Raw genomic sequence first — 22,626 nt, 5'->3', positions numbered from 1 at the left:
ACTCAGGAGTAAATATGACAGATTTAACAAGCGTTACAATAAGTGGCCAACATTTTATCAATGGCAAGTGGACTGATGAAACATTGCAATTTAATAGTATGAACCCTGTGCTAAATGAATCCACACAGTGGCAATTCGCTTCCGCTAATACAAAAAATATCGAAGCTGCAGTGAGCGCTGCAAAGCAAGCATTTTTATCTTATAGACGCACCACAGATGAGCAACGCGCAGATTTCTTAGACGCTATAGCAGAAGAGATCCAAGCGGATATAGCCGCCATAACGGAAACGGCTCATATTGAAACTGGCTTACCTATGCCACGTCTACAAGGTGAAACCGGCCGAACATGTGGGCAACTAAAATTATTTGCCAGCACGCTACGCTCGCCAATCAACAATGTACTGATTGATCTTGCTAACCCTGAAAGACAACCTTTACCAAAGCCAGATACTCGCTTGGGCACTTTACCCGTAGGTCCTGTAGCCGTTTTTGGCGCATCTAACTTCCCGCTAGCATTTTCAACTGCCGGTGGCGATACAGCTTCTGCACTAGCAGCAGGTTGCAGTGTCGTCGTAAAGGGGCACCCAGCACACGCAGCGACCAGTGAACTTGTGACCCGTGCAGTTGCTCGCGCGGTTAGTCGTTGCAATATGCCTGCAGGCGTATTTAACCTTATTCAGTCGACGGAACCGCAAGCTTCAACTCAACTTGTCAACCATAGCGCAATAAAAGCGGTTGGCTTTACAGGCTCTTTGAAAGTCGGTCGTATTTTAGCTGACATTTGCGCAGCTAGAGCTGAACCTATTCCTTTTTATGGTGAGCTAGGCTCTATTAACCCTCAATTTTTACTCGGTGAACTGTTAACAGAGCAAGCTGAAAGTTTGGCCACAACTCAAGTGCAGTCGATGATGATGGGACACGGTCAATTCTGTACCAGCCCTGGCGTTGTTGTAGCGGTAAAAGGGGAAGCACTGAATCGCTACCTTGCAACCATGGCTGAAAAAATTGCACTTGAATCCGCTGCGAGCATGCTGACAGCAGGCATTGCAGCGACCTTCCAATCACAAGTCGACTCATTTTTAAACAATCCGTCAGTTGCACTGATATCACAAGGGAAGGCCTCTCCTGCTAACCACTTTACACGACCAGCAGCAGTAACAATTGAAGCTGAAGATTATCTTGCTTCTCAAACACTGCAACAGGAAGTATTTGGTCCATTCGCAGTGGTTGTGGCTTGTAATGATTTAGCCCAGATGGAGTTGATTGCTGAGCAGATGGAAGGTCAATTAACCGCTTCAATTCATGGCCTAGAAGCGGAACTCTCTGAAAACACCCAATTGATAGAGTCGGTGTCATTCAATGTTGGTCGCTTGATTTTCAATCAAATGCCAACAGGAGTCGAAGTTTGCCACTCAATGAACCACGGCGGTCCCTACCCTGCCAGCACAGATAGTCGCACGACATCAGTAGGAACCCAAGCAATGGTCCGTTTTGTACGTCCTTTATGCATACAAAACATGCCTGTAGCATTAATGCCTGAAAAGTTAAAAGAAGGGCAATCAAATATCACCACCTTCTAAATATTTCAAAATATGTACAGGGAAACAAGTTGTTTCCCTTTCATTATGCTTATTTAAGCGGTAATCTAAGAAAATCGTCTTGAACAACTAACATAAAAACAGGATATATGAGCAGAATAACTCCTATCGTTCATAAAACACGCACTCAAGTTGTTGTCGAAGTATTGAGGGAAAAAATCCTATCTGGAGAAATTGCTGCAGGCATGCCATTACGCCAAAGCGCCCTTGCCGACGAAATGAATGTGAGCAGGATCCCCGTACGAGAGGCACTACTGCAATTAGAAGCTGAAGGGTTAGTTAAGTTTGAAGCGCATAAAGGCGCGACAGCTACCACTTTATCAGCAGTTCAAGTTACTGAGCTATTTGATTTACGAGCACTGATTGAAACCGATCTGCTAGCTAAATCAATTCCTCATATGACTGAAGATGACTTCACTGAAGCTGAAGCTATCTTAGATTCTCTAGATGTCGCTTTTAAGGATAAAGACCAGATTGAAAGCTGGAGTGGGCTGAACTCACAATTCCATATTTGTTTATACCGAGCAGCTGACAAGCCTCATACGATTGATGTCGTCAATGGTCTTAATACCAACTGTGACAGATATGTTCGACTAGAGCTTTATTTGGCTAGCGGGATCCCTAAAGCCCAAAAAGATCACAGAGAATTGCTGGAATTCTGTAAGCAAGGTGATGTTGAAAACGCAGTTGAACTTTTACGCGCCCACATCCTTCAAGCAGCAGACGCAATTAGAGATTTAGTTGCTCAACAAGAGGGATAGCTCACTGTTGAGTGTGACAAGACTTGTTAAGCTTTACTAATACTGATTGACAAGGCAGACCTCAGGTTCTGCCTTTTTATTTTGAGAGAATACCGAAATGCAGTACGCAACAATTACGGGATGGGGCAAATGTGTGCCTCCTGCAACTTTGACCAACCATGATCTCGCTACCTTTATCGAGACTTCCGATGACTGGATTAAACCTCGTACAGGTATAAGCCAGCGTCATATTAGTCATGTCAATACATCAGAGCTAGCATCAGTTGCCGCTCAACGTGCACTTGCAGCTGCTGGTATTGAAGGCAGCGATCTAGATATGATAATTCTAGCAACCGCTACGCCAGATACGTTGATCCCCAATATTGCATCGACGGTACAAGCAAACATAGGTGCAAGTTGCGCCGCATTTGATATCAATGCTGCATGCAGTGGTTTTCTTTATGGCATTGGGCTCGGTAGCTCACAAATCAAGAGTGGCCAATGTAAAAAAGTCTTAGTCATTGGCGCAGAAAGATTATCATTTTTCTTAGATTGGTCTCGCCGAGAAACCGCAGTTTTATTCGGCGATGGTGCTGGTGCCGTTGTTCTTGAAGCAACTGACGAAGCCATCGGTGTGCTAGGTTATGAGCTTAATAATGACCCCGCTGGTCGTGATATTCTCAAAGCAGGCTTTGGTACTGCAATGGACAGATTTGAAGCATCCTCACTCGACTTTTACATCGAATTTAACGGTCAAGAGATCTTTAAGCGTGCAATTGCAGGCATGGGGAAACTGAGCACTAAAGTCATAGAAAAGTGTGGCATTGACAAAGACGATATTGATTGGGTTATTCCGCATCAAGCTAATGAGCGCATCATTGATACGTTAATTAGTCGCATGAAAATTCCAAAAGAAAAAGCCGTTGTTAATATAGCCAATTATGGCAATACCTCTGCAGCAACGATACCTATCGCTATTTGCGATGCTTTGGAACAAGGTAAAATTCAACCAAATCAAACGATTTTATCCTGTGCGTTTGGTGCTGGTTTAACCTCTGCAGCCGCTTTAATTAAGTGGGGCGATAGAATCACGCCGCTCAAAGTCAGTGATGCAGAACTACCACCTTGTGATAAAACAGGTATTGAACTAGTCAGCAAAGCGGTGAAGCATTTTTGTAAATAGCTTTAGCAGTTAGCCAAAGACAAAAAAAACACCGACCCCATGAGTCGGTGTTTTTATATCAAATAATCGCTTCATCCCAATAAATAGCTTCTTTAAAATAGGTACCAATTTCGTTATTGAGTTTGCTAAAACGAGATAATGATTTTTCTTCGCCCGTAAGGCAATAGCAAACAAACCTATGACAGTTATTATCGAGTAAATCGTATTCTCGATAGCTAAATATCGCTTCCTTAGCCCTCTGCAATACTTTAGTGCCAACCAATGGTTGGTGCAGGTGGTTACATGCTTGATACACTCTACTACCGCTTCTTCCAGCAAGAAACCGCTCTATTGAAATCGCGCGGACTAATCCACTACCGTGAAGCTCGACCAAAGTATCATCACCAAGCCAAATACCAGTATGCTCTATCACCCCAAATACAAAGCAACAAATAATAGCACCGGGCTCTAACTTGACTTTTTTATCGCCTGTATGCCATAGACTAGGAGCAAGTTCTGCACTGTCACCATGAGCATGAGCGGATTTAGCATTGCCCTGCATACGCTTACTGGCAATATCCTTTTGATTTTTCCGCTCCTCAGCAACCAAAGCGGCACCTATTGCAGCAGCTCCTAACCATATCAACGGTAATGCCATACAGTTTCCTCTTACTAAAATTAACCTAATACTCTGTAAGCTATACAACAATTCTAGTCAGCAGAAGTCAAAAAGTGTAACCAAAACTTGTTTATTGCTGATCGCGCATTCACTTTGGCCTCAGACTGTAGGGATTGTGGCTATTTTCTCAGAACCATAAACGGCTGAATATCTAAACTGAAGTACAAACTAAATCAATACTTCGGCATGGAGAAGCATTGAATATAATCAATTAGTACACTACTTTAATAAGTAGCGATACGATAAGGGTTTATCTATGAAGGGAATCATTTTTGCTGAGTTTTTAGAGTTAGTCGAAGACTCTTTTGGCCTAGAAATTTGCCAAAGAATTTTGGATGAAAATCAAAATGATGGGGTTTATACCAGTGTTGGTACTTATGATCACAATGACCTTATTAAGCTCATTGTGAGTTTGAGCAAGATCACTGGTGTACCGATAGAAGATCTACAAGAAATATATGGTAAATCGGTTTTTATCACACTATTCAATAGCATGCCCGGCCTTGAAGGAAAATCAGATTCAACTTTTGACTTTATTAAAAGTGTTGAAGAGTACATCCATATTGAAGTTAAAAAACTTTATCAAAACGCTAACCCACCAACATTTAACTTTATTTCAGCAACCGAGAGCCAGTTAGTGATGGATTACGTTTCTGCACGCTGCATGTCTCATGTTTGTTTGGGTTTAATACAAGGCTGTGCTGAACATTTCAATGAGGAAGTAGAGATAGTCATGGAGCCACTTGTCAAAGACAGTTCTGAAGTGCGCTTTACCATCACGCATGTTTAACAAGTAGGTCGATAGTATTCTATGCCGAGTGATGAGATCCGCGCATTAGCAGCAAAAATTGAGCTATTAAACCGTAAAATAGCCCGCGAAAAAGCAGCCAAGAAAGCAGCAGAAACACTGCTGGAAGAAAAAAGTAGAGAGTTATATAGTGCCAAACAGCTTGTTGAAGATTCACTTATCAATATTAAAGAAGAGTCAAAGCAAGGTATCGCCCTACTTCACTTTAAAACCTATTTAGAATCAATCTTACTCGATTATAATCAGCAATTTTTACAAAAACCGATCTCAAATATATTACTGCAACGACTTCTAGATGATTTGATTGGCATTGAAAATATTAAAGCCAGTCGCATCCGATTTAAATCACCAACTGAAGAGGATCAATTTGATACTTTCATCGCAGGCGACAAAGGACTAATACAACAAGTTTCAACTGCTAACCAAGCATTAAACTGGTCAAATGATCATCAGCAAATAAAATTGCGGATCAATGCAGCAAGCAAAGTATTGGGCAGTTTAACACTGGTCATTGAATCACCTATTTCGTGGCAAAAAACCATTGAGAAACAGTTGCTACTATTTTGCGATATGATTAGCGCTGCTCAGCGACGGCAAGAATTACTCGAAAACACCATCAAGGAAAAGTTAAGGGCTGAATCCTCAGAGCAATCGACCCGTGATTTTGTCGCTATGATTAACCACGAATTAAGAACCCCACTTAACGGTTTACTGGGCTCAGCAGAGCTTATGCTTGATACTAAGCTATCGAGTTATCAACAACAGCTTCTCAACACCATGCATCAATCAGGAGAGCTTTTAAGAGTCATCATCAATGACCTATTAGACCTTAGTAAGATGAGTGCTGGTATGCTACAAATTGTAGAGGTAGATTTTTCACCAGCTAAACTGTGCCAGATGATCTTTGATATTTTTAAGCAACGTATAGAAGAGTTTGGCCTTATATTTAGTTTCAATGTTCAGCAAAATATTCCTCAAACTTTGCTAGGCGATCCAGATAGGATCAAACAAATACTGGTTAACCTTATTGGCAACGCTCTTAAGTTTACCCAAGAGGGTGAAATCAAAGTCAATATCACTTGGGAGCAAGAAAAGCTTCATTTTGAGGTGCAAGATACAGGATGTGGGATCCCAGAAGATAAAATCTCCACATTATTTGCCCCTTTTACTCAAGTCAATAATTCCAGCAACCGCTCTTTTGAAGGTACTGGACTCGGCCTTGCAATTTGTAAACAATTGGTCGATGAGATGAATGACACAATCTCCTTAGCTTCAGTGCTTAACAAAGGAAGCTGCTTCAAAGTTGCTTTGCCTTTAAATAGCTTACAGAAAGTAGCTTTAGATATTGAACGACCTCAAGCAGATTACCCCATTGAAAACCTAAAAATCCTCGTCGTGGAAGATAGTAAAGTAAACCAAATGCTGATTGAGATGATTTTAGCCAAATTTGGAATTACGCCCACAATAGCTAACGACGGCCAAGAAGCTATCGACTATTTAACCGTCAATAATGTTGACATTGTATTTATGGATTGCAGAATGCCTGTTGTCGATGGTTTTAAGGCAACGAGTTTACTGCGTGAAAAGGGCTATACAAAACCCATTATTGCATTGACTGCCAGTACAACCTCTGTCGAAACTGAACAATGTTACCAATGCGGTATGGATGAAATAATTAACAAACCCTACCAGCAGGATGATATTAAGGCGGCATTAATAAAGTGGGGACAACAACTTGATAGCACCGGTTAGCCATTACTTTTTGACCAACGTCTTAGTCGTTATTGCTAGCTAACGTAACAAATCTGACAACGTAAGCTCTTCAGCCCCCGCAATACTCGCCATCTGGGCCAATAACAATTCTCCACAAGATAATGCGTCAACTGCCGCATTATGAGCGGCATAAATAGGTAAACCATATCGGCTCCGACAAGCGTCGAGCCTCAAGGAACCTTCTTTAATCACTTCATGCTGCCGTAATATTCTAGCTCGCTCTAAAGACATAGTATCAATTGATACAAATGTCATTTTTTCACCAAAACAACGAAAGATTTCTGCTTTTAAAAAGCACAGGTCAAGCGGTGCATGATGTGCAATTAATACATGACCTTTGGTCTTTTCTAAGAACCAATGCATTGCCTCATTAGCCGATATGGCGGTTTCCAACTGACCATCTACAATTCCGTGTATTGCTGCACTATCACCTACACTTCCTTCTATGCTAACCAATCTATAATCAGCATCCTTCAACTGAAGCATACCATTTTGAATAGGCACCATACCGATACTCAAGATTTGATCAAACTGAACGTTTAGCCCAGTCATTTCCAAATCGATTGCCATTAATGGAATATCCGCAAGAGGTATAGAGATGGCACAAGTTAGCGCTCGGTAGTAGTCAGCAATAACGCCATCAGCAGCTCTAAACGCCTTCAATCTGAGCTGGTTTTTTAAATAAAAACGCTTCAAAAGAATTAATAGCTCCGCATCATTTTTAACTTAAGGCCTACTTGCCCGTCATGAACAACTTTAAATGCATCTCTTAACTGATGACGCACCAATGAAGACACATCCTTTGGCATCAAATAATTCGTTACAGGCTTACCGTTAGTATATTGATAGCCTTGATTTGAAAGGCGCATGTGAGCAATATACTCATGAGCATCGGCAAGGTTAAGTGCATCTTTGCGGTTAATAATATTTTGGTCCATTAACGCCCTAATTCTTTTAGCGGTATTGACCTCTTTAATGCCAGCAGACAAAGCATACACACGGGCGATGTCATTTATTAATGCGCTACCTTTATGTTTAAGATCTATCCCTTTAACCTCTGAACCATCTCGCTCCAGCACAAATTTTCTGAAAAACCCTAAAGGCGGTGTACTCGTCAATGAGTTTCCAGTCAGGCCCGCGAGGAAAATATCGTTGTCTTTAGTATTGTTAAGCACTTCATCTTGCAAACCATTGAACAAAGATTGTGGCCCATAAACAGCACGCATATCGAAAAAGATACTGCTATGCATCAACGCTTTTGGATCTGGCGTATTCACCCATTTTTGAAACACTCCACGCCACTTTTTAAGAGACATTCGCCACTTAGGGTTTTGCGCCATAATATTGCCAGGGCAGTAGATATATCCACATTCATCAAGTCCAGCACACACAGCTTTTGACAGTGCTTCAAAGTAACCTTCGGCAGCTTCATCCGGTTCATGAGCCAGCAGTAGCCCATTGTCCTGATCTGAACAGGCGACTTGGTCTTGCCGTCCCTGAGAGCCAAATGCTAGCCAGCAAAAAGCCATCGGAGCCTCGCCTAATATCTGTTGATTCAATACAATTAAACGCCGAGTGAGTGCGTCGGTTACCGAAGTTAATACCCGGCCGATCTCTTCGGCCCGAGCATCGGCACTGATTAGGTTTTGCAATAAAAGCGGGATCTGTTTACTTACTTGAATCAAGCTAGGTAGGTCTTTTTGTCGGTCAATCTCACCGATTAACAATAGCGGCTGCGAACTTTGTCCACGCAATATATCGGTGCTAGTAATAATTCCTTTTGCCAGTCCGCAGTCTACCACTGGTAGATGATGAATATTGTGTTCACTCATCAAAAGCATAGCTTCAAACACGAGTGAGTTTGACTCAATCGATATCGGTGTCGTCGTCATTGCTTGATGGACAGCAAGGCTACCATCTAACCCTTCGGCTAAGACGCGATTGCGAAGATCTTTATCAGTTAAAATCCCCACTAACTTTTCATTATCGATGACTAATACTGATGAAACCCGTGATTTTCGCATTAATCTTGCAGCATCTGATATCGTTGCTTTCATATCTATCGTCAGCGGAGATTTAGACATCAATGTTGTGATCCGACTGGTAGTTGCCAGCTCTTTAGCCTTAAACCTACCCTGATGCCTTAAGCGCTTTGCAAATGCCTTATTGAAAAAACGGTCAAACTCGCGGCTCTTTGTGCGCAGCGAATTAAACATTTCAGGCGGCAGGTGGTACACCAAACCATCTTCTAAAATAGCGACGCGATTACTCGCCTCCTCTCCTGATAATAAAGAGGGAAATCCAAAGTAATCGCCCTCACCTAATCGATCAAGTAGCTCACCATTAATGTCACGCACTTCAAATGCACCGCTTCTCACAATATACAACTGCGGGTGCAGAGGATCTAACGGAACAAAAGCAGACGCTTTACTGTAGTAGCCGATAGTGAGTGAGCGGCAGCCACTTAACAACGCTTCCTCATCCAGTGACGAAAATGGTACTCGCTGTTGTAAGAACTGCATGATGGGTTGTAATTCGCTAGCATCCATTTATCAACTCCCTATCTACTGACCTGCTCTGCAATAACAACTATATCGTCTAGAACAACATTAACACTATTCGACTAAAGGCCAGTCTATGGCTGTAGAAATAGAAAAAGAGCGCTAAAGCGCTCTTTTTAATCTATCTAACTATAGATATTAGTGATCTTGCGCTTCACCAGAACCTTTCGGGAAGCGAATTGATTCAACCATATCAACAACATCTTGTGGAACTGCCGTTGTAACCTTACTCACACCAAAGGCTACAGCAAAGTTAATCACCATGCCCAGCATACCAATACCTTCAGGCGATACACCAAACAACCAGTTCTCGCTTATGTTCGCGCTTGGATTGACAAACTTAAAGTACACAATATAAGAAGCTGTGAATAGCAGACCCGTTATCATACCGGCGACAGCGCCCTCTTTATTCACAGTCTTAGAGAAGATCCCCATGATAATCGCCGGGAATAACGATGAAGCTGCCAAACCAAATGCTATCGCAACAACCGCAGCCACAAACCCAGGCGGATTAATACCGAAGTAACCAGCCATCACGATACCCAGAGCAGCTGCAATTCGGGCGTACATTAATTCCTTCTTGTCAGAGATATCAGGCATCAAGTTCTTTTTCAGTAAATCATGAGATACAGAAGTTGATATAACCAGCAGTAGACCAGCTGAAGTTGAAAGGGCAGCCGCGAGACCACCGGCAGCAACAAGAGCGATAACCCATGCTGGCAGATTGGCAATTTCTGGCGTAGCTAACACCATAATATCGCGGTCAATCTTCATCTCACTTTCAGGGCCTTTGGCATAGTAAATTTTGCCGTCGTCGTTCTTATCATCCCAGGTAATTAAGCCTGTTTTCTCCCAATTCTTAATCCACTCAGGTGCAGTTTCATAAGCAACACCTGTCGACTCAGGGCCATTAATGGTCTCAATCATGTTTACACGAGAGAACGCAGCAAGAGCAGGAATCGTTGTGTACATAATCGCAATAAACACAAGTGCCCAGCCCGCAGAGACACGCGCATCCTTAACTTTGGGTACAGTGAAGAAACGTACGATGACATGAGGAAGACCTGCTGTACCAAACATCAATGCACCAGTAATGAAGAACACATCAATCATGCTCTTAGAACCTTCCGTGTATTGGGAGAAGCCCAACTCGGCAGACAACCCATCGAGCTTATCTAACAGATACACTCCAGTACCATTGCCAGCAGCATCAATTAACTCTGCACCAAAACCAATTTGCGGAATGATATGGCCTGTCATCATCACTGAGATGAAGATTGCTGGAACCATGAAAGCAAAAATAAGCACACAGTACTGTGCGACCTGTGTATAGGTAATCCCTTTCATTCCACCAAGAACCGCATAGAAGAATACCACTGCCATACCAATATAAACCCCAGTTTCAACTTCAACTTCAAGGAATCTAGAGAATACAACGCCCACACCACGCATTTGACCTGCAATATAGGTGAAACAGATAAAGATGGCACAGACTACCGCAACGGTGCGAGCCGCTTGTGAGTAATAACGGTCACCAATAAAATCAGGTACTGTGAATTTACCAAATTTACGAAGGTACGGAGCCATGCAAAGCGCTAGCAGAACATAACCGCCGGTCCAACCCATTAAATATACTGAACCGTCGTAACCAGTAAAAGATACAATACCCGCCAGTGAGATAAATGATGCCGCAGACATCCAATCGGCTGCAGTAGCCATACCGTTCATTACAGGGTGTACACCGCCACCAGCAACATAGAATTCTTTAGTCGAACCAGCACGAGACCAGATCGCAATACCGATATATAGGGCAAATGTAATCCCTACTATCAGATAGGTTAATGTTTGTACGTCCATTTCATGACTCCTTTAAATAAGTTCTTAGTTATTAGTCTTCGTGCACATCATATTTTTTGTCTAACGCATTCGCTTTAGCGACATAGACAAAAATAAGTGCGACAAACACATACATGGCACCCTGTTGTGCAAACCAGAACCCCAACTTGAACCCCATGAAATGGATCTCATTGAGCACATCTACTAATAAAATTCCGCAGCCAAATGAAACTGCTGCCCATATGGCCAATAAGCCTAATACTAGGCGTAGATTTTCACGCCAATAACCTTCTGCCTTCTCGTTGCTTTCAAAACTCATAGCGACTCCCCTGTGCTGATTTTTATATTAAGTCAGCAGTTAATCTAGCAAGCGTACGCTGAACAACAATCGCGACCTTAGTCTAACGCCAACGGAAGGTATTATACGAAATCCACAAAACCCCTTAATATTCATACAGATACAGGTTAACGCTCACGTAAAGCAAGTTCATTTAGTAAGCAATGAGTTAGACCAAGGTATTATCTGTTTCTATTTAACAAGCACAAAAAAGCCCACTTGAAGTGGGCTTTTTTCTCTGTATCTGCAGTTAATTTTCTAGTTGGCTCAGGTAACGGATCATATCAGCAAGCGCTTCAGGAGACTGAGGTTGCTTCTTTATTAAGTACTTTCCGTTGACCAATAGAGATGGCACGCCTTTAATCTCAGCCAATTGAGCTTGAGTGTCATAATTCATCAATGCGAGTTTAGCATCAGCCGAATTCATCGCATCTGTCACAGCTTTATCATCGACTCCTTGACTGACAAAGTAAGCTTGCAGATCCGCTGGCCGTTTAAATGCGCCATTTTTCTCGTGGATCCGAGTGAAAATATTGCCATGAACTTGCTTAGTAACACTGAATTTTTGCGCTAAATAATAGGCTTCTTGACTTAAAATCCAACTCGTACGGCCAGCTCCAACAGGTGTTCTTTCGAACTGCACATCGCTCTCTAATAAATGCGCGGTTTGTTCAAACAGCGGATCTTGTCGGTAACAATGGCCACAGTTATAAGAGAAAAATTCTCTGATCACTGGCTTTTGAGCTTCTGGGATCCCAGCTATTTTGACGTAATCAATGCCTTCAACATACGGTGCTGCATGGCCGCTTTGTAAGGGCAATAAGAAGCTTACGATCGCCAATAACCCACCAGTAAACAATACTTGTAACGATTTCATATACATCCTTAATATTTAACAGGCGTCCAGCATATCCATAGGGTCACTGAACTGATACTCAAAATTTAGCTCTTTAACGAGTCGATTGCTACTAATGAGTTTGCCACCGGCCGTACTATCCTGCACAAATTGCGGTTCAATGAGCCCCAAATTTAAGCTAGCCTGACGGTAAAATGCCGCCCGTGTAGGATGTTTAGGTGCGCAAACATTGTAAACTCCTGCAGAATTGGCATCAAAAATCAGTTTTGCAACGGCGCTGATACAATCATGCAGGTGAACGATATTGACCGGAGCCATCGGCTCCGCTAGTTCGGTTTTGCCAGCTAAAAAGCGCCCAGGATGGCGTTTAGGACCCACCAAGCCAGAGAAGCGAGCAATACAGCTGTTATCTAGCGCTAAAAACAGCGCTTCAGCTTGTAGCAGCTTTTCGCTGACCTCTGAGTGGGCAGCGGCATCTTGCTCAGTCATTACTTTATCCAGTGATGGATAAACTCCAGTGGTACTAACAAAGACTATTTTTTGGTAACGAATACCGCTAATCAATGCAATCAACTTCGTTAGTTTCCCATGATAAGCATGGGGATCTTTTCTTAATCCTGGTGGAATATTGACAACTAAACAATCGGTATTAAGCGCGGCTTTTAGGGCCGGGAGTGACTGTTGCTCGACTTCAGCCAAATCTAATGAAAAACCGTTAATGCCATCTTTATATAATGCACTTGCATCCTCAGAGCTACGTTTACTACCGTTTACCGTAACACCACGTGCTACTAATTCTTGCGCCAGTGGCAAGCCAAACCAACCACAACCGACAATACAAACTGAATTTATCATTATCACCCTTTTGATTATTACTAAATAACGAGGCCAGACCGCATTTATATTATACCAATTCCATTAAGGACATACTCAGTTCAGAGCTTTCTCAGGGCTTTCAATTCAAGGCCCATTGTGAAAGAAGTGGTTATTCCCTTTTGAGACAATGCCACCTAGCAGTGAAAGTCCTATGACGCTCACAACCTGCGGCTGATATTTAAGGCATGGGGAAATCACTTAATACAGCGCATGTGGCATTAGATATAGAATAACGATTAGCGATAAGCCACTTACTTGTCTAAAAGTGATTTAAACGCGTGCTAAATGGGCAACTCTTTAATGGAGTTGCTATTACATAGAGCTAAAATAGAAGCTTATATCAGCACTTGGATCCAGTACTTTTAATGCGCCAGTGCCTAACTCATCGACTTTAAGCACTTTACTTATCAATATACCCTCTTCTACTAAATAGCGTAACACCGCGTTATCTCCGTTTTCATCACAAGCGATTACGTGAGGTTGTTTGACCGTTTCAGTGGTAATCAGAACCTTAGCAATTTGCCCATTTGATAATTGCACTAATGTGCCGGGGGGATAAATCCCAAGTACTTTAACCAAGGCTGAAATCAGCGATGGCGCATGCTTACCAGCTCTATTTTTAAAAAGATAACCTAAAGCCACTTGCGGTGAACGCCCATGACCAAATTTAAGTAACTGCTCAAAGTCATTTGCCAAGGCAACTATTTGTGTTGTTAGTGGGATCTGCGGATCTTTTAGTCCGTCAGGATAACCACTACCATCAGCCCACTCATGGTGATGTAGAACAATATCAAGTACTGCTTTTGGAAAAAGATCTTGTTTGGTCATCATGTCAAAACCAAATTTGGGGTGCATCTTAAGAAAGTTAACTTCATGATCAGATAAGTTACCTTTCTTACGTCTGATGACGTCAGGTACTTTTCTCTTACCAATATCATGAAATACAGCTCCCATTGCGATATCCCGTAACTCTGAATCCGTGCAGCCTAATGAACATCCGAGCATCATCGACAATACTGCAATCGAAATCCCGTGCTCTGTCCCGCTGTCATCCTCGTTACTACTTACTAAAGCAAGATGCGGTGTTGAGGTTTCTTTAATATGGTCCATCATCGATTCGACTAACGTTGCGGCTGACCGATAAGCGCCCTCAGGTTCAGCTGCTATTTTTGAAAATGCACTGCGGCACTCTAAACCGTTTTTTTGAAATCTTTGTTGACTCATGCGAATAGATTTGCGTAATGAAGCTAACCTTTCCTGAGCAAATTCCTCAGCAGATTTCTCCACGATAACTTTAACCTGTTGCTCTTGTGTCGACGCAAGCAATGCTTTTCCTGCGATCAAATATACATAGGCAATATTCAAACTCTTAATCAGTTCGATTTGCGATTGGTTTTCAATGTCAAACTGATTAAATAGAAAAGGATGTTGGGTCCATGACAGTGGTAACTTAATGGTTAAACCAATGCATAACTTAGACAAGGGAATTCTGACGTCTTTTGACATTAGTAAAGGCTCCAGAGGTAGTCACTATTTTGAAAAAGTGTCTCACTCTTGAAAGAAGATATAGTGCCAAACATTTACGGGTTATCACTGGCACTAATTTTGGCTACGTCGCCATTAGCTATTAGTCGATAATAATAGTTTTCTCTTACGAATAACAGCAAGAATGTCAATTTTATGACAGTTTTCACATGGTTAAGTCAACAAGTAAACAGTCGATCACTTCGAATCTTTTAACCATTTCAGACAGAGCAACAATATCAGCCCACATTAAATAGACAAATAAACTAAAACCACAAAGTTAAACGAGTACGGCGTCAAATTATTCATTGTGCGCTAATTCCCAGGCTCGTTCAGCAGGAACATAAATAGGCCCACTGATAGTCAGCCCCCCCCCCCCTAACCCTTAGTTATAACTTATTCCATTATTATCGTGAATTGAATGGGATTACTATCGATAGGATATTGTATGCAATCTTCAATTGTTATATTCTAGCTTCGTCCTTTAGAGTTAGTAGCCCCGAACTATTACTCTCAATGACAAACTGTCAATTGTCCTTTGATTAAGGCTAGCAATTATTTGTTGCTTAACTAAAAAAGGTTTTTTGTTAATATCCCTGGATCATAGTATCGAATGCTGTCGGTACTGCAGATTCTTTTTGGCGCTGTATTCATACAGCGCCATTTTTTTACCTACTCCACCAAGCCTACGAGCTAAAGGCTAATCTATTCTTCTGCTTTCCAATCTAAAAAATAGTATTTTAGCCTATTTGAATTAAACAGATATAAAGTACTCCAGAATAGAAACAATGCATCTAGTCCTACACTCCAACTATACACATAGTGAGCATGTAGAATACGCTGTATGAGCAACCCGCCGTCAATACATAACAACGCCAGTAATAGCCATTTTATATATTTAAAGATAGGTTGGATCCACGAAGGGCTGCGTTTTCGCTCGGCGATTATCAAGCCGTATACAATAAGAGCACCAGCACCAGCCATTAGTGCCATCAAAAAATCTGACTTTTGCGGATAAACTAATGCCACAAGCCCTGCTCTATCACTTGCTTGAGTTAATGACGCAATAAATATGCACCATCCTCTTGCTAAAAAGACCAGCATTAAATACAGCATCAAAGGGGGCTTAATATGACCCTTATCATCTAGCCAAGTTATATTACTGAAATTCAAAGCTGTCCCTTTTGTCCGAATCTAGACAGCGCTGTCTGCAACTGTATTAGTGTTTAATCAGATATGGTGCCTTTTGCAGAAATTTCAACGTTTTTAAAACAGAAAGTGAGTTAATGAGGCCCTAAAAGGGAATAACAATAGCAAAAAAATAAAAGCTCCCTTAGGGAGCTTTATATCAGCAGCGGCTTATCTATGACAAAATAGCAATCAATGCCTCTTCATCAATAACCTTCACACCAAGCTCTTGAGCTTTAGTCAACTTCGAGCCAGCCGCTGCGCCAGCGACCAAACAATCGGTATTTTTAGACACACTACCAGCAACTTTTGCCCCTAATGCCTGCAGCTGAGCTTTAGCATCATTTCGATTAAGCTGTGTTAACGTACCGGTTAATACCCAGGTTTGACCTTTAAGTGATAAATCCTCTTCAGCCACCTCTTCAATTGCTGGCCAGCTAACTCCCACCGCAATAAGCTTATCTATCACTTCAAGATTATGAGGCTGTGCCAAGAAGTGCGCTAAATGAGCCGCAACAATCGCTCCAACATCATCGACCTTGATAAACTCTTCTGCTGACGCGCCTTTTAGTGCATCCAGTGTTTTAAAGTAGGCAGCAAGATTCGCAGCGGTGGCTTCTCCCACTTCTCTAATACCTAACGCATAGAGAAAGCGAGCAAAAGTCGTCTCTTTGGCGACTTCAATGGCCGCAACTAATTTAGTCGCTGATTTCATCCCCATACGCTCTAGCATTGTCATCGCTGATGCGGTCAGCTTAAATAGATCCGCAGGGCTTTCTACTAGCTCTTTATCAATTAACTGTTCAACAACTTTGTCACCCATACCATCGATATCAAGCGCCTTTCTAGAAGCAAAATGTTTTATTGCTTCTTTACGTTGTGCTTCACAAAATAAGCCACCACTACAACGCGCTACCGCTTCGCCTTCAATACGTTCCACTTCACTATCACACACAGGGCACCGCTCGGGAAACACAATATCTTGGGCATCATCTGGACGTTTATCAGCGACTATTGCAACAATTTGGGGAATGACATCGCCTGCTCGGCGAATAATGATGGTATCTCCAACCTTTACGCCAAGACGGGCAATTTCATCAGCATTATGCAAAGTGGCATTTGAGACGGTCACGCCACCAACAAATACAGGCTTAAGACGTGCGACAGGTGTAACCGCTCCAGTACGACCAACTTGAAAATCGACCCCTTCTAATAAGGTCATCTCCTCTTGAGCTGGAAACTTAAATGCAGTCGCCCAGCGCGGCGCTTTAGCCACAAAACCTAAACTCAACTGATGAGCAATCTGGTTCACTTTCAACACAACACCATCGATTTCGAAATCTAAACTGCTGCGACGTTGCTGAATATCATTGTAATAATCCATGACTTCCGTGACCGAGTCACAGACTTTGACTTCTTGGCTAACCGGGACGCCCCATGAGCGCAGTTGCTCTAGTTGGCCATAATGGCTATCGGCAAGCTCCCACGATTCAGGCTCAACGACTCCGAGTGCATAAGCGTAGAACCCCAAAGCTCGGCTAGCAGTAATTTTACTGTCTAACTGACGTAAACTGCCCGCAGCTGCATTGCGAGGATTAACAAACAGCTTTTCCCCTTTCGCACGGGCACGCTCATTAAGCGCATTGAAGGCTTTATGCGGCATAATCACTTCGCCGCGTACCTCAACTAATGGTGGAAAATTATCACCGCGCAACTTTAAAGGAATTGACTTAATAGTGCGGACATTTTCAGTAATATTCTCACCCGTTTGACCATCGCCACGAGTCGCTGCTCGCTCAAATACACCATCACGGTACACAATACTCACAGCCAAGCCATCAAGCTTTGGTTCACAGCAATAGCTCAGCGCTGTACCGACTTTATCGGTTATCCTCGAGTGAAAGCCATTAAATTCGGTTTCATCAAATACATTATCAAGGCTTAACATTGGCTTGAGGTGGGTGATCTGTTCAAACTTAGCTAATGCCTCACCTCCTACTCTCTGTGTAGGCGAGTCGGCTTTAGCAAACTCTGGACTTTGGGTCTCTAGCTCTATCAGCCTTTTAAGTAACCTGTCGTACTCAACATCTGGAATTGTCGGGTTATCATCAACATAGTAGTGATAATTATGCAGATTTAATTGCTGGGTCAGTTCTAGGATCTCAAGTTCATTAGCGTGCATATGGTTCGTCCTAATAATAACAAAGGCCGCCTAAGCGACCTTTTTAAAACAAGTTTAGTTGATTCACTTATTCAGAATTAAGCCTGTGCTTTAATTCGTTGTATATAATTCTGTTTGGTACTTTCCAGCCACTCATCGCGCCCACCATCCAGTACCAGGCCATTTAGATCGTCAGCGATTTGGTGTGCCGAATTGAGCATGGTAGAAAAGTTTCTCAAGGCATCACCATAACAAGGCAGTGTCATAAATAGCACTACACCTTGAGTTGTGAACTGCTCCATGCTATCGGGATCAAATACGCCAGGTTTGACCATATTAGCCATTGAAAATAATACTTTACCAGTACCGGCATTATCTTCATGTCGATGGAAAATATTCATGTCACCGAATTTGAAATTAAGTGTTAGCAAGCAAGGTAACAGCTCCGCACCATTAAGCTCTTCCCCCTCTTTAGCTACAACGTGCAGTACCAATACATCTTGTGGATCACCTAAAGGCTCCTCTTCTACAGCTACAACGTCAACATCCTGCTCGACAACATTTTCCTGCGCGGCTTCGGTTGCAACAACAGGTTCTTCAGCAAATAAAGATGACTGAATTGGCGCTGCTTCTGTTTGTATTGTGACATCTTCATCGGTTAATGATGGTTCAACGCGAGTAGCTTTAGCACCTCGAGCCGCTTTTTGGCTCGGCGCTTCACTTAATTTAAAAGACTCATCTTCAATAGCCGAGAAACCAGCATCGACGTTTTCAGTAACCGCAGTTTCTGCAACTAATGGTACATGCTTGGGCTCTTCTTCAATTTCTGATGTGGCGCTTTCGGCTGCGCTCGCCTTAACAACCCTGACTTCGCCTATTCCGTCATTGTCGAAACCTTCAGCATCTCTGCGGTCTCGATTGATATCTGTCATTGGGCTCTGCTTGAATCCTGTCGGCTGTTGCTTTCGTATGGACCAAAAACCATGCACAAGTACGGCAATAATCGCTATCGCTCCTAAAACAAGCAATACCAGTTGCAAATTTTCCATTGGTTACCCTGTAATCTTTATGTTCATCCAGCGTCAGCTAACGCTACCGCTTCATCGATATCTACCGCCACAATGCGTGAAACGCCGGGCTCATGCATAGTCACACCGATAAGTTGATCGGCCAATTCCATGGTGATCTTGTTGTGACTAATATATATAAATTGTACGCTTTGGGACATCTCTTTTACCAAACGACAGAATCGTTCGACATTGGCATCATCCAAAGGTGCATCAACTTCGTCCAACATACAAAAAGGTGCTGGATTCAATCTAAAAATAGCAAAAACTAATGATAATGCGGTTAGTGCTTTTTCTCCACCAGAAAGAAGTTGGATAGTGCTATTTTTCTTACCTGGTGGCCTAGCCATGATAGTGACGCCTGTTTCCAGAAGATCATCATCTGTCAGTGCTAAATAAGCACTACCACCGCCAAACACTTTCGGAAACAAAATGCCTAGATCCTTATTAACCTTATCGAAGGTATCTTTAAATCGGCTTTTTGTTTCAGTATCTATTTTACGAATCGCTTCTTCCAAACTTCCCAAGGCTGAATTTAAGTCTTCATCTTGGCTATCTAGATAGCTTTTCCGTTGGTTTTGCTGTTCAAACTCTTCTATCGCGGCTAGGTTTATCGCTCCAAGATGAGCGATCCGAGCCCGTAAACGTTCTAGCTCTTTTTGACGCCATAAAGTGTTGCGACTGGCATCAAGCTTAGATAATACTTGTTCAACATCAATGCCCTGCTCAGTAATCAAACTAAACTGGCTATCAATTTGTCCTTTTAAACCTTCACGACGTAACTTTAACGCGCTCATGGTTTGAGTCAAGTCTTCTATCTTCGCAAGCTGTTGTTTTTTATTCGTTCCTGCACTATCGCACAATTCTTGTAACCCTGCTTGCTCCTGCCTGAGCAGGTTTAGCGCTTGTTGTTTAACTTGCTGTGCCTCTAAGGCTTGTGCCAATTGTGTTTTTAGCGACTGTGAGTTTTGAGCAGTGTCGACATCTTCTTTATTATCTAACTGTAAACGCACTTGCTCTTTATTCAGTTCGAGTTCTTCTAATCGTTGCTTTTGATGACTTACTGTTTGTTCGATTAATGCCACTTGGGTTTGAATGGCTTGCTCACTTTTAAGGCTAGCTTTAAGTCGCAGCTCAGAGCCATTGAGCAGGTCTTTGAGTTCGCTTAACGATTTAAATGCTGACAATTTGTCTGACTCTGCCGCTTGCCGGCTTTTTGAAACAAGCTCAAAGGCTTGTTGCAGGTTAGCTTCACTGTGCAAAAACTGTGCTTGTTGAGTGATTAGCTGCTGCAATTCAGTTTCGGTTTCCGCTAACTCCTGCTGTAGTTGCTTATAACGTGCATCCGTATCATTTATAGTGGTTTGCATTGCTTTAACTTGCGATGCCATGCCTGCTAATGCCACTTTTTGAGCTTGGATCTGCTGGTACTGTTGCTGCTGCAAGATCAATTGCGGCTTAAGCTCCTCAATATGCACCGACAAGGTTTGCGTTAAAAAGCTCAAACGCTCTTCGGTGTCGCAAACCACTTCTGTCAGCGCAACGTGTTCATTTTTAAGTTGTACAAGGGAGCCAGAGTCTGCACTTTTTTCGATAATAAAATCAGCGCCAACAAGAAAGCCATCTGCAGTCGCGAACATTTGCTCTGCACCAAGTTCTTTACGTCGTTGAATAGCTTCATCTTTTGTCTCTAGCCACTTAACCTGACTTAACCACGGATTAAGATTAACCGGGCTCTGAATAACATCATTCACCACTCCACTCGCCAGTGTGTTTGCAGAGAAGCCAATGCTTGCTTCAGTCGATAACTCTGCAAGCACCGGTGAATTCAGAACATTAGCCAATAACAAGTCGACGACGCTTTCCCACCCAGGGCTAACTTCGATAACTTGCCATAGCCGTGTGTCACCTTCATCGCCTTCATCAGGTAGTAGCTGAGTAACAACAGACAAACGGCCTGTTTCATCAGCCAGTTTAACTTTTACTGACTCAAGCTCTGTTTTCAATTCATCACAAGATTGTTGACGCGTTTCAATGTTAAAGCTCAGCTCGTCATATACCTCTTGCGCCTGCTCAGTTTCTATAGATAAAGTTTCACATTGGTTCGCTAGGGAACTGCCCTTGAGTTCAGCTAACTGTTCACGATGCTCTAGTGCTCTTTGGGTCAGTCTTGCAACTGATTGTTGTTTATGCGTTAGCTCTTTAGAGCAATGAGTTAGCTGAGTACGATTCATCTCAACCGCTAAATGTGCTTTTGCTTCGTCACCGCTATGTAACTGAAACTGTTCGGTTGAAGCTATGTGACGTTGGCTTACTAGGGCTAACTCAGCTGACTGACTGCTCGTCTTTTGCTGCCACGCATTTATCTCAGGCGCTAACTCTTGTTGCTGCTTTAGTAGCTTTTCTTGGTTTGCATTCGCTGTTTTCAACGATGCTTGCTGCAACGCTATCTGAGCGCTAATTTCGGCCAATCTTTGATTCAAACTGTCGTCTTGTTGCTCACGGTGCTTCAGTGATTGTTCAAGCTTAGCAATATGGGTTTTGGTAAGATAAAAAGCTTCTACTTGCTGATGTTCTTGACTATCAAGCTCACTCAACTTCAAATTCAATTCGGTCAAACTAAGCTCAAGTGTCTGCTTCTCGGCGAGTAAACTGGCTTGCTGCACCTCAAGTTTACCGATCTGGACAGTTAAAGTATCAGTTTGCTGATTAAGCTCGTGATAACGAGATACCACCAACTCAGACTCACATTGACGTTCAGACTGTTTAAGCTCGCGATACTGTTTAGCCGTTTGTGCTTGCTCGGCAAGTCTTTCCAGTTGCTTATGTAGCTCTGAGCGAATATCGCCAAGACGGGATAAATTTTCGCGAGTGTGCCTGATACGATTCTCTGTTTCACGCCTACGTTCTTTATAACGAGAGATCCCAGCCGCTTCTTCGATGAATACTCTCAGCTCTTGTGGCTTTGACTCAATAAGTCGAGAAATGGTGCCCTGCTCAATAATCGCGTAGCTTCGTGGTCCAAGCCCTGTACCCATAAATAGATCGGTAATATCTTTACGGCGACACTTTTGATTATTCAGAAAATAGCTTGAATCGCCATCACGGCTAACTTGCCTCTTAACCGCTATCTCTTGGTAGCTGGCGTACTGACCCGCTAATCGATTGTCTTGGTTGTCAAATAGCAGTTCTACCCCCGCTACCGATACGGGTCTTCTGGCGGTAGAGCCATTAAAAATAACATCGGCCATGGAATCACCACGCAGATGTTTAGCCGAGCTTTCGCCCAGCACCCAACGCACAGCATCAATAACATTTGATTTACCACAGCCGTTTGGACCAATAATGGCGCTCAATGGATTAGGTAAGGGAATTTTGGTTGGATCGACGAATGACTTGAATCCGGCAAGTTTTATCTGTTTAAGTCTCATGATGCCGTTTTGATCACTTCTACACTAAG

Annotated in this window: 17 protein-coding genes; 5 read left to right on the top strand and 12 right to left on the bottom strand. The window is 42.6% G+C overall.

The genetic code is table 11. The annotated features are described in order from the left end of the window. The first annotated feature begins 14 nt into the window (after nt 1-14). The 3 genes from SWP_RS08785 to SWP_RS08775 all read left to right on the top strand — a co-directional run bounded on the left by SWP_RS08785 (nt 15) and on the right by SWP_RS08775 (nt 3,521). Nucleotides 15-1,580, top strand: coding sequence for an aldehyde dehydrogenase (NADP(+)) (locus SWP_RS08785; protein WP_020912113.1), 1,566 nt, complete (start codon nt 15-17; stop codon nt 1,578-1,580). A gap of 107 nt (nt 1,581-1,687) precedes the next feature. Continuing rightward, complete coding sequence (locus tag SWP_RS08780) at nt 1,688-2,359, top strand: GntR family transcriptional regulator (protein WP_020912112.1); 672 nt, start codon at nt 1,688-1,690, stop codon at nt 2,357-2,359. Nucleotides 2,360-2,456: 97 nt separating this feature from the next. Next, nucleotides 2,457-3,521, top strand: a complete 1,065-nt coding sequence (locus tag SWP_RS08775) for a ketoacyl-ACP synthase III (protein ID WP_020912111.1) — start codon at nt 2,457-2,459, stop codon at nt 3,519-3,521. A gap of 58 nt (nt 3,522-3,579) precedes the next feature. Here the strand turns inward: SWP_RS08775 and SWP_RS08770 are convergent, their stop codons facing one another. Beyond that, nucleotides 3,580-4,158, bottom strand: a complete 579-nt coding sequence (locus SWP_RS08770) for a lecithin retinol acyltransferase family protein (RefSeq protein ID WP_020912110.1) — start codon at nt 4,156-4,158, stop codon at nt 3,580-3,582. Between the two features lie 277 nt (nt 4,159-4,435). On the opposite strand from SWP_RS08770, the gene SWP_RS08765 reads away from it, so the two are divergent. Continuing rightward, nucleotides 4,436-4,969 (top strand): heme NO-binding domain-containing protein, encoded by a 534-nt coding sequence (locus tag SWP_RS08765; protein WP_020912109.1) that lies wholly within the window; start codon nt 4,436-4,438, stop codon nt 4,967-4,969. Between the two features lie 21 nt (nt 4,970-4,990). Then, nucleotides 4,991-6,739, top strand: coding sequence for an ATP-binding protein (locus SWP_RS08760; protein WP_020912108.1), 1,749 nt, complete (start codon nt 4,991-4,993; stop codon nt 6,737-6,739). Nucleotides 6,740-6,778: 39 nt separating this feature from the next. Here SWP_RS08760 and SWP_RS08755 read toward each other — a convergent pair whose 3' ends face one another. The 11 genes from SWP_RS08755 to smc all read right to left on the bottom strand — a co-directional run bounded on the left by SWP_RS08755 (nt 6,779) and on the right by smc (nt 22,597). Further along, complete coding sequence (locus SWP_RS08755) at nt 6,779-7,456, bottom strand: exonuclease domain-containing protein (RefSeq protein ID WP_020912107.1); 678 nt, start codon at nt 7,454-7,456, stop codon at nt 6,779-6,781. A 5-nt stretch (nt 7,457-7,461) separates the two neighbouring features. Then, complete coding sequence (locus SWP_RS08750; RefSeq protein ID WP_020912106.1) at nt 7,462-9,309, bottom strand: DUF294 nucleotidyltransferase-like domain-containing protein; 1,848 nt, start codon at nt 9,307-9,309, stop codon at nt 7,462-7,464. 150 nt (nt 9,310-9,459) lie between these two features. Beyond that, nucleotides 9,460-11,178 carry a sodium:solute symporter family protein gene (locus SWP_RS08745; RefSeq protein ID WP_020912105.1) on the bottom strand — a complete coding sequence of 573 codons (1,719 nt, stop codon included), beginning with the start codon at nt 11,176-11,178 and terminating at the stop codon, nt 9,460-9,462. A 31-nt stretch (nt 11,179-11,209) separates the two neighbouring features. Beyond that, entirely contained in the window at nt 11,210-11,476 is a 267-nt protein-coding gene (locus SWP_RS08740; RefSeq protein WP_012277650.1) for a DUF4212 domain-containing protein, read from the bottom strand. A 268-nt stretch (nt 11,477-11,744) separates the two neighbouring features. Further along, nucleotides 11,745-12,371 (bottom strand): thiol:disulfide interchange protein DsbA/DsbL, encoded by a 627-nt coding sequence (locus SWP_RS08735; RefSeq protein WP_020912104.1) that lies wholly within the window; start codon nt 12,369-12,371, stop codon nt 11,745-11,747. A gap of 15 nt (nt 12,372-12,386) precedes the next feature. Next, on the bottom strand, nt 12,387-13,205 hold the full coding sequence (locus SWP_RS08730) for a Rossmann-fold NAD(P)-binding domain-containing protein (RefSeq protein ID WP_020912103.1): 819 nt from the start codon (nt 13,203-13,205) through the stop codon (nt 12,387-12,389). 333 nt (nt 13,206-13,538) lie between these two features. Beyond that, on the bottom strand, nt 13,539-14,732 hold the full coding sequence (locus SWP_RS08725) for an HD-GYP domain-containing protein (protein WP_020912102.1): 1,194 nt from the start codon (nt 14,730-14,732) through the stop codon (nt 13,539-13,541). A gap of 723 nt (nt 14,733-15,455) precedes the next feature. Continuing rightward, nucleotides 15,456-15,923 (bottom strand): DUF2919 domain-containing protein, encoded by a 468-nt coding sequence (locus SWP_RS08720; RefSeq protein WP_020912101.1) that lies wholly within the window; start codon nt 15,921-15,923, stop codon nt 15,456-15,458. A gap of 190 nt (nt 15,924-16,113) precedes the next feature. Further along, the gene (ligA, locus tag SWP_RS08715; RefSeq protein ID WP_020912100.1) at nt 16,114-18,120 is read right to left on the bottom strand and encodes an NAD-dependent DNA ligase LigA; all 2,007 of its coding nucleotides are present in this window, start codon (nt 18,118-18,120) and stop codon (nt 16,114-16,116) included. 77 nt (nt 18,121-18,197) lie between these two features. Then, entirely contained in the window at nt 18,198-19,148 is a 951-nt protein-coding gene (zipA, locus tag SWP_RS08710) for a cell division protein ZipA (RefSeq protein WP_044555801.1), read from the bottom strand. Between the two features lie 23 nt (nt 19,149-19,171). Beyond that, nucleotides 19,172-22,597, bottom strand: a complete 3,426-nt coding sequence (gene smc / locus SWP_RS08705) for a chromosome segregation protein SMC (RefSeq protein ID WP_020912098.1) — start codon at nt 22,595-22,597, stop codon at nt 19,172-19,174. Between the last annotated feature and the right edge of the window lie 29 nt (nt 22,598-22,626).

The organism is Shewanella piezotolerans WP3 (genome assembly GCF_000014885.1).
GTDB classification, from domain to species: Bacteria; Pseudomonadota; Gammaproteobacteria; order Enterobacterales; family Shewanellaceae; genus Shewanella; species Shewanella piezotolerans.
Note: the sequence above shows the minus strand (reverse complement) of the source record. Positions and strands in the feature narration are given on the sequence as shown.

Coding starts and splice junctions, on each gene's coding strand:
- SWP_RS08775 (WP_020912111.1), top strand. CDS start 2,457: ATGCAGTACGCAACAATTACGGGATGGGGCAAATGTGTGCCTCCTGCA.
- SWP_RS08765 (WP_020912109.1), top strand. CDS start 4,436: ATGAAGGGAATCATTTTTGCTGAGTTTTTAGAGTTAGTCGAAGACTCT.
- SWP_RS08785 (WP_020912113.1), top strand. CDS start 15: ATGACAGATTTAACAAGCGTTACAATAAGTGGCCAACATTTTATCAAT.
- SWP_RS08760 (WP_020912108.1), top strand. CDS start 4,991: ATGCCGAGTGATGAGATCCGCGCATTAGCAGCAAAAATTGAGCTATTA.
- SWP_RS08750 (WP_020912106.1), bottom strand. CDS start 9,309: ATGGATGCTAGCGAATTACAACCCATCATGCAGTTCTTACAACAGCGA.
- ligA (WP_020912100.1), bottom strand. CDS start 18,120: ATGCACGCTAATGAACTTGAGATCCTAGAACTGACCCAGCAATTAAAT.
- SWP_RS08725 (WP_020912102.1), bottom strand. CDS start 14,732: ATGTCAAAAGACGTCAGAATTCCCTTGTCTAAGTTATGCATTGGTTTA.
- SWP_RS08740 (WP_012277650.1), bottom strand. CDS start 11,476: ATGAGTTTTGAAAGCAACGAGAAGGCAGAAGGTTATTGGCGTGAAAAT.
- SWP_RS08780 (WP_020912112.1), top strand. CDS start 1,688: ATGAGCAGAATAACTCCTATCGTTCATAAAACACGCACTCAAGTTGTT.
- SWP_RS08735 (WP_020912104.1), bottom strand. CDS start 12,371: ATGAAATCGTTACAAGTATTGTTTACTGGTGGGTTATTGGCGATCGTA.
- zipA (WP_044555801.1), bottom strand. CDS start 19,148: ATGGAAAATTTGCAACTGGTATTGCTTGTTTTAGGAGCGATAGCGATT.
- SWP_RS08770 (WP_020912110.1), bottom strand. CDS start 4,158: ATGGCATTACCGTTGATATGGTTAGGAGCTGCTGCAATAGGTGCCGCT.
- SWP_RS08745 (WP_020912105.1), bottom strand. CDS start 11,178: ATGGACGTACAAACATTAACCTATCTGATAGTAGGGATTACATTTGCC.
- SWP_RS08730 (WP_020912103.1), bottom strand. CDS start 13,205: ATGATAAATTCAGTTTGTATTGTCGGTTGTGGTTGGTTTGGCTTGCCA.
- smc (WP_020912098.1), bottom strand. CDS start 22,597: ATGAGACTTAAACAGATAAAACTTGCCGGATTCAAGTCATTCGTCGAT.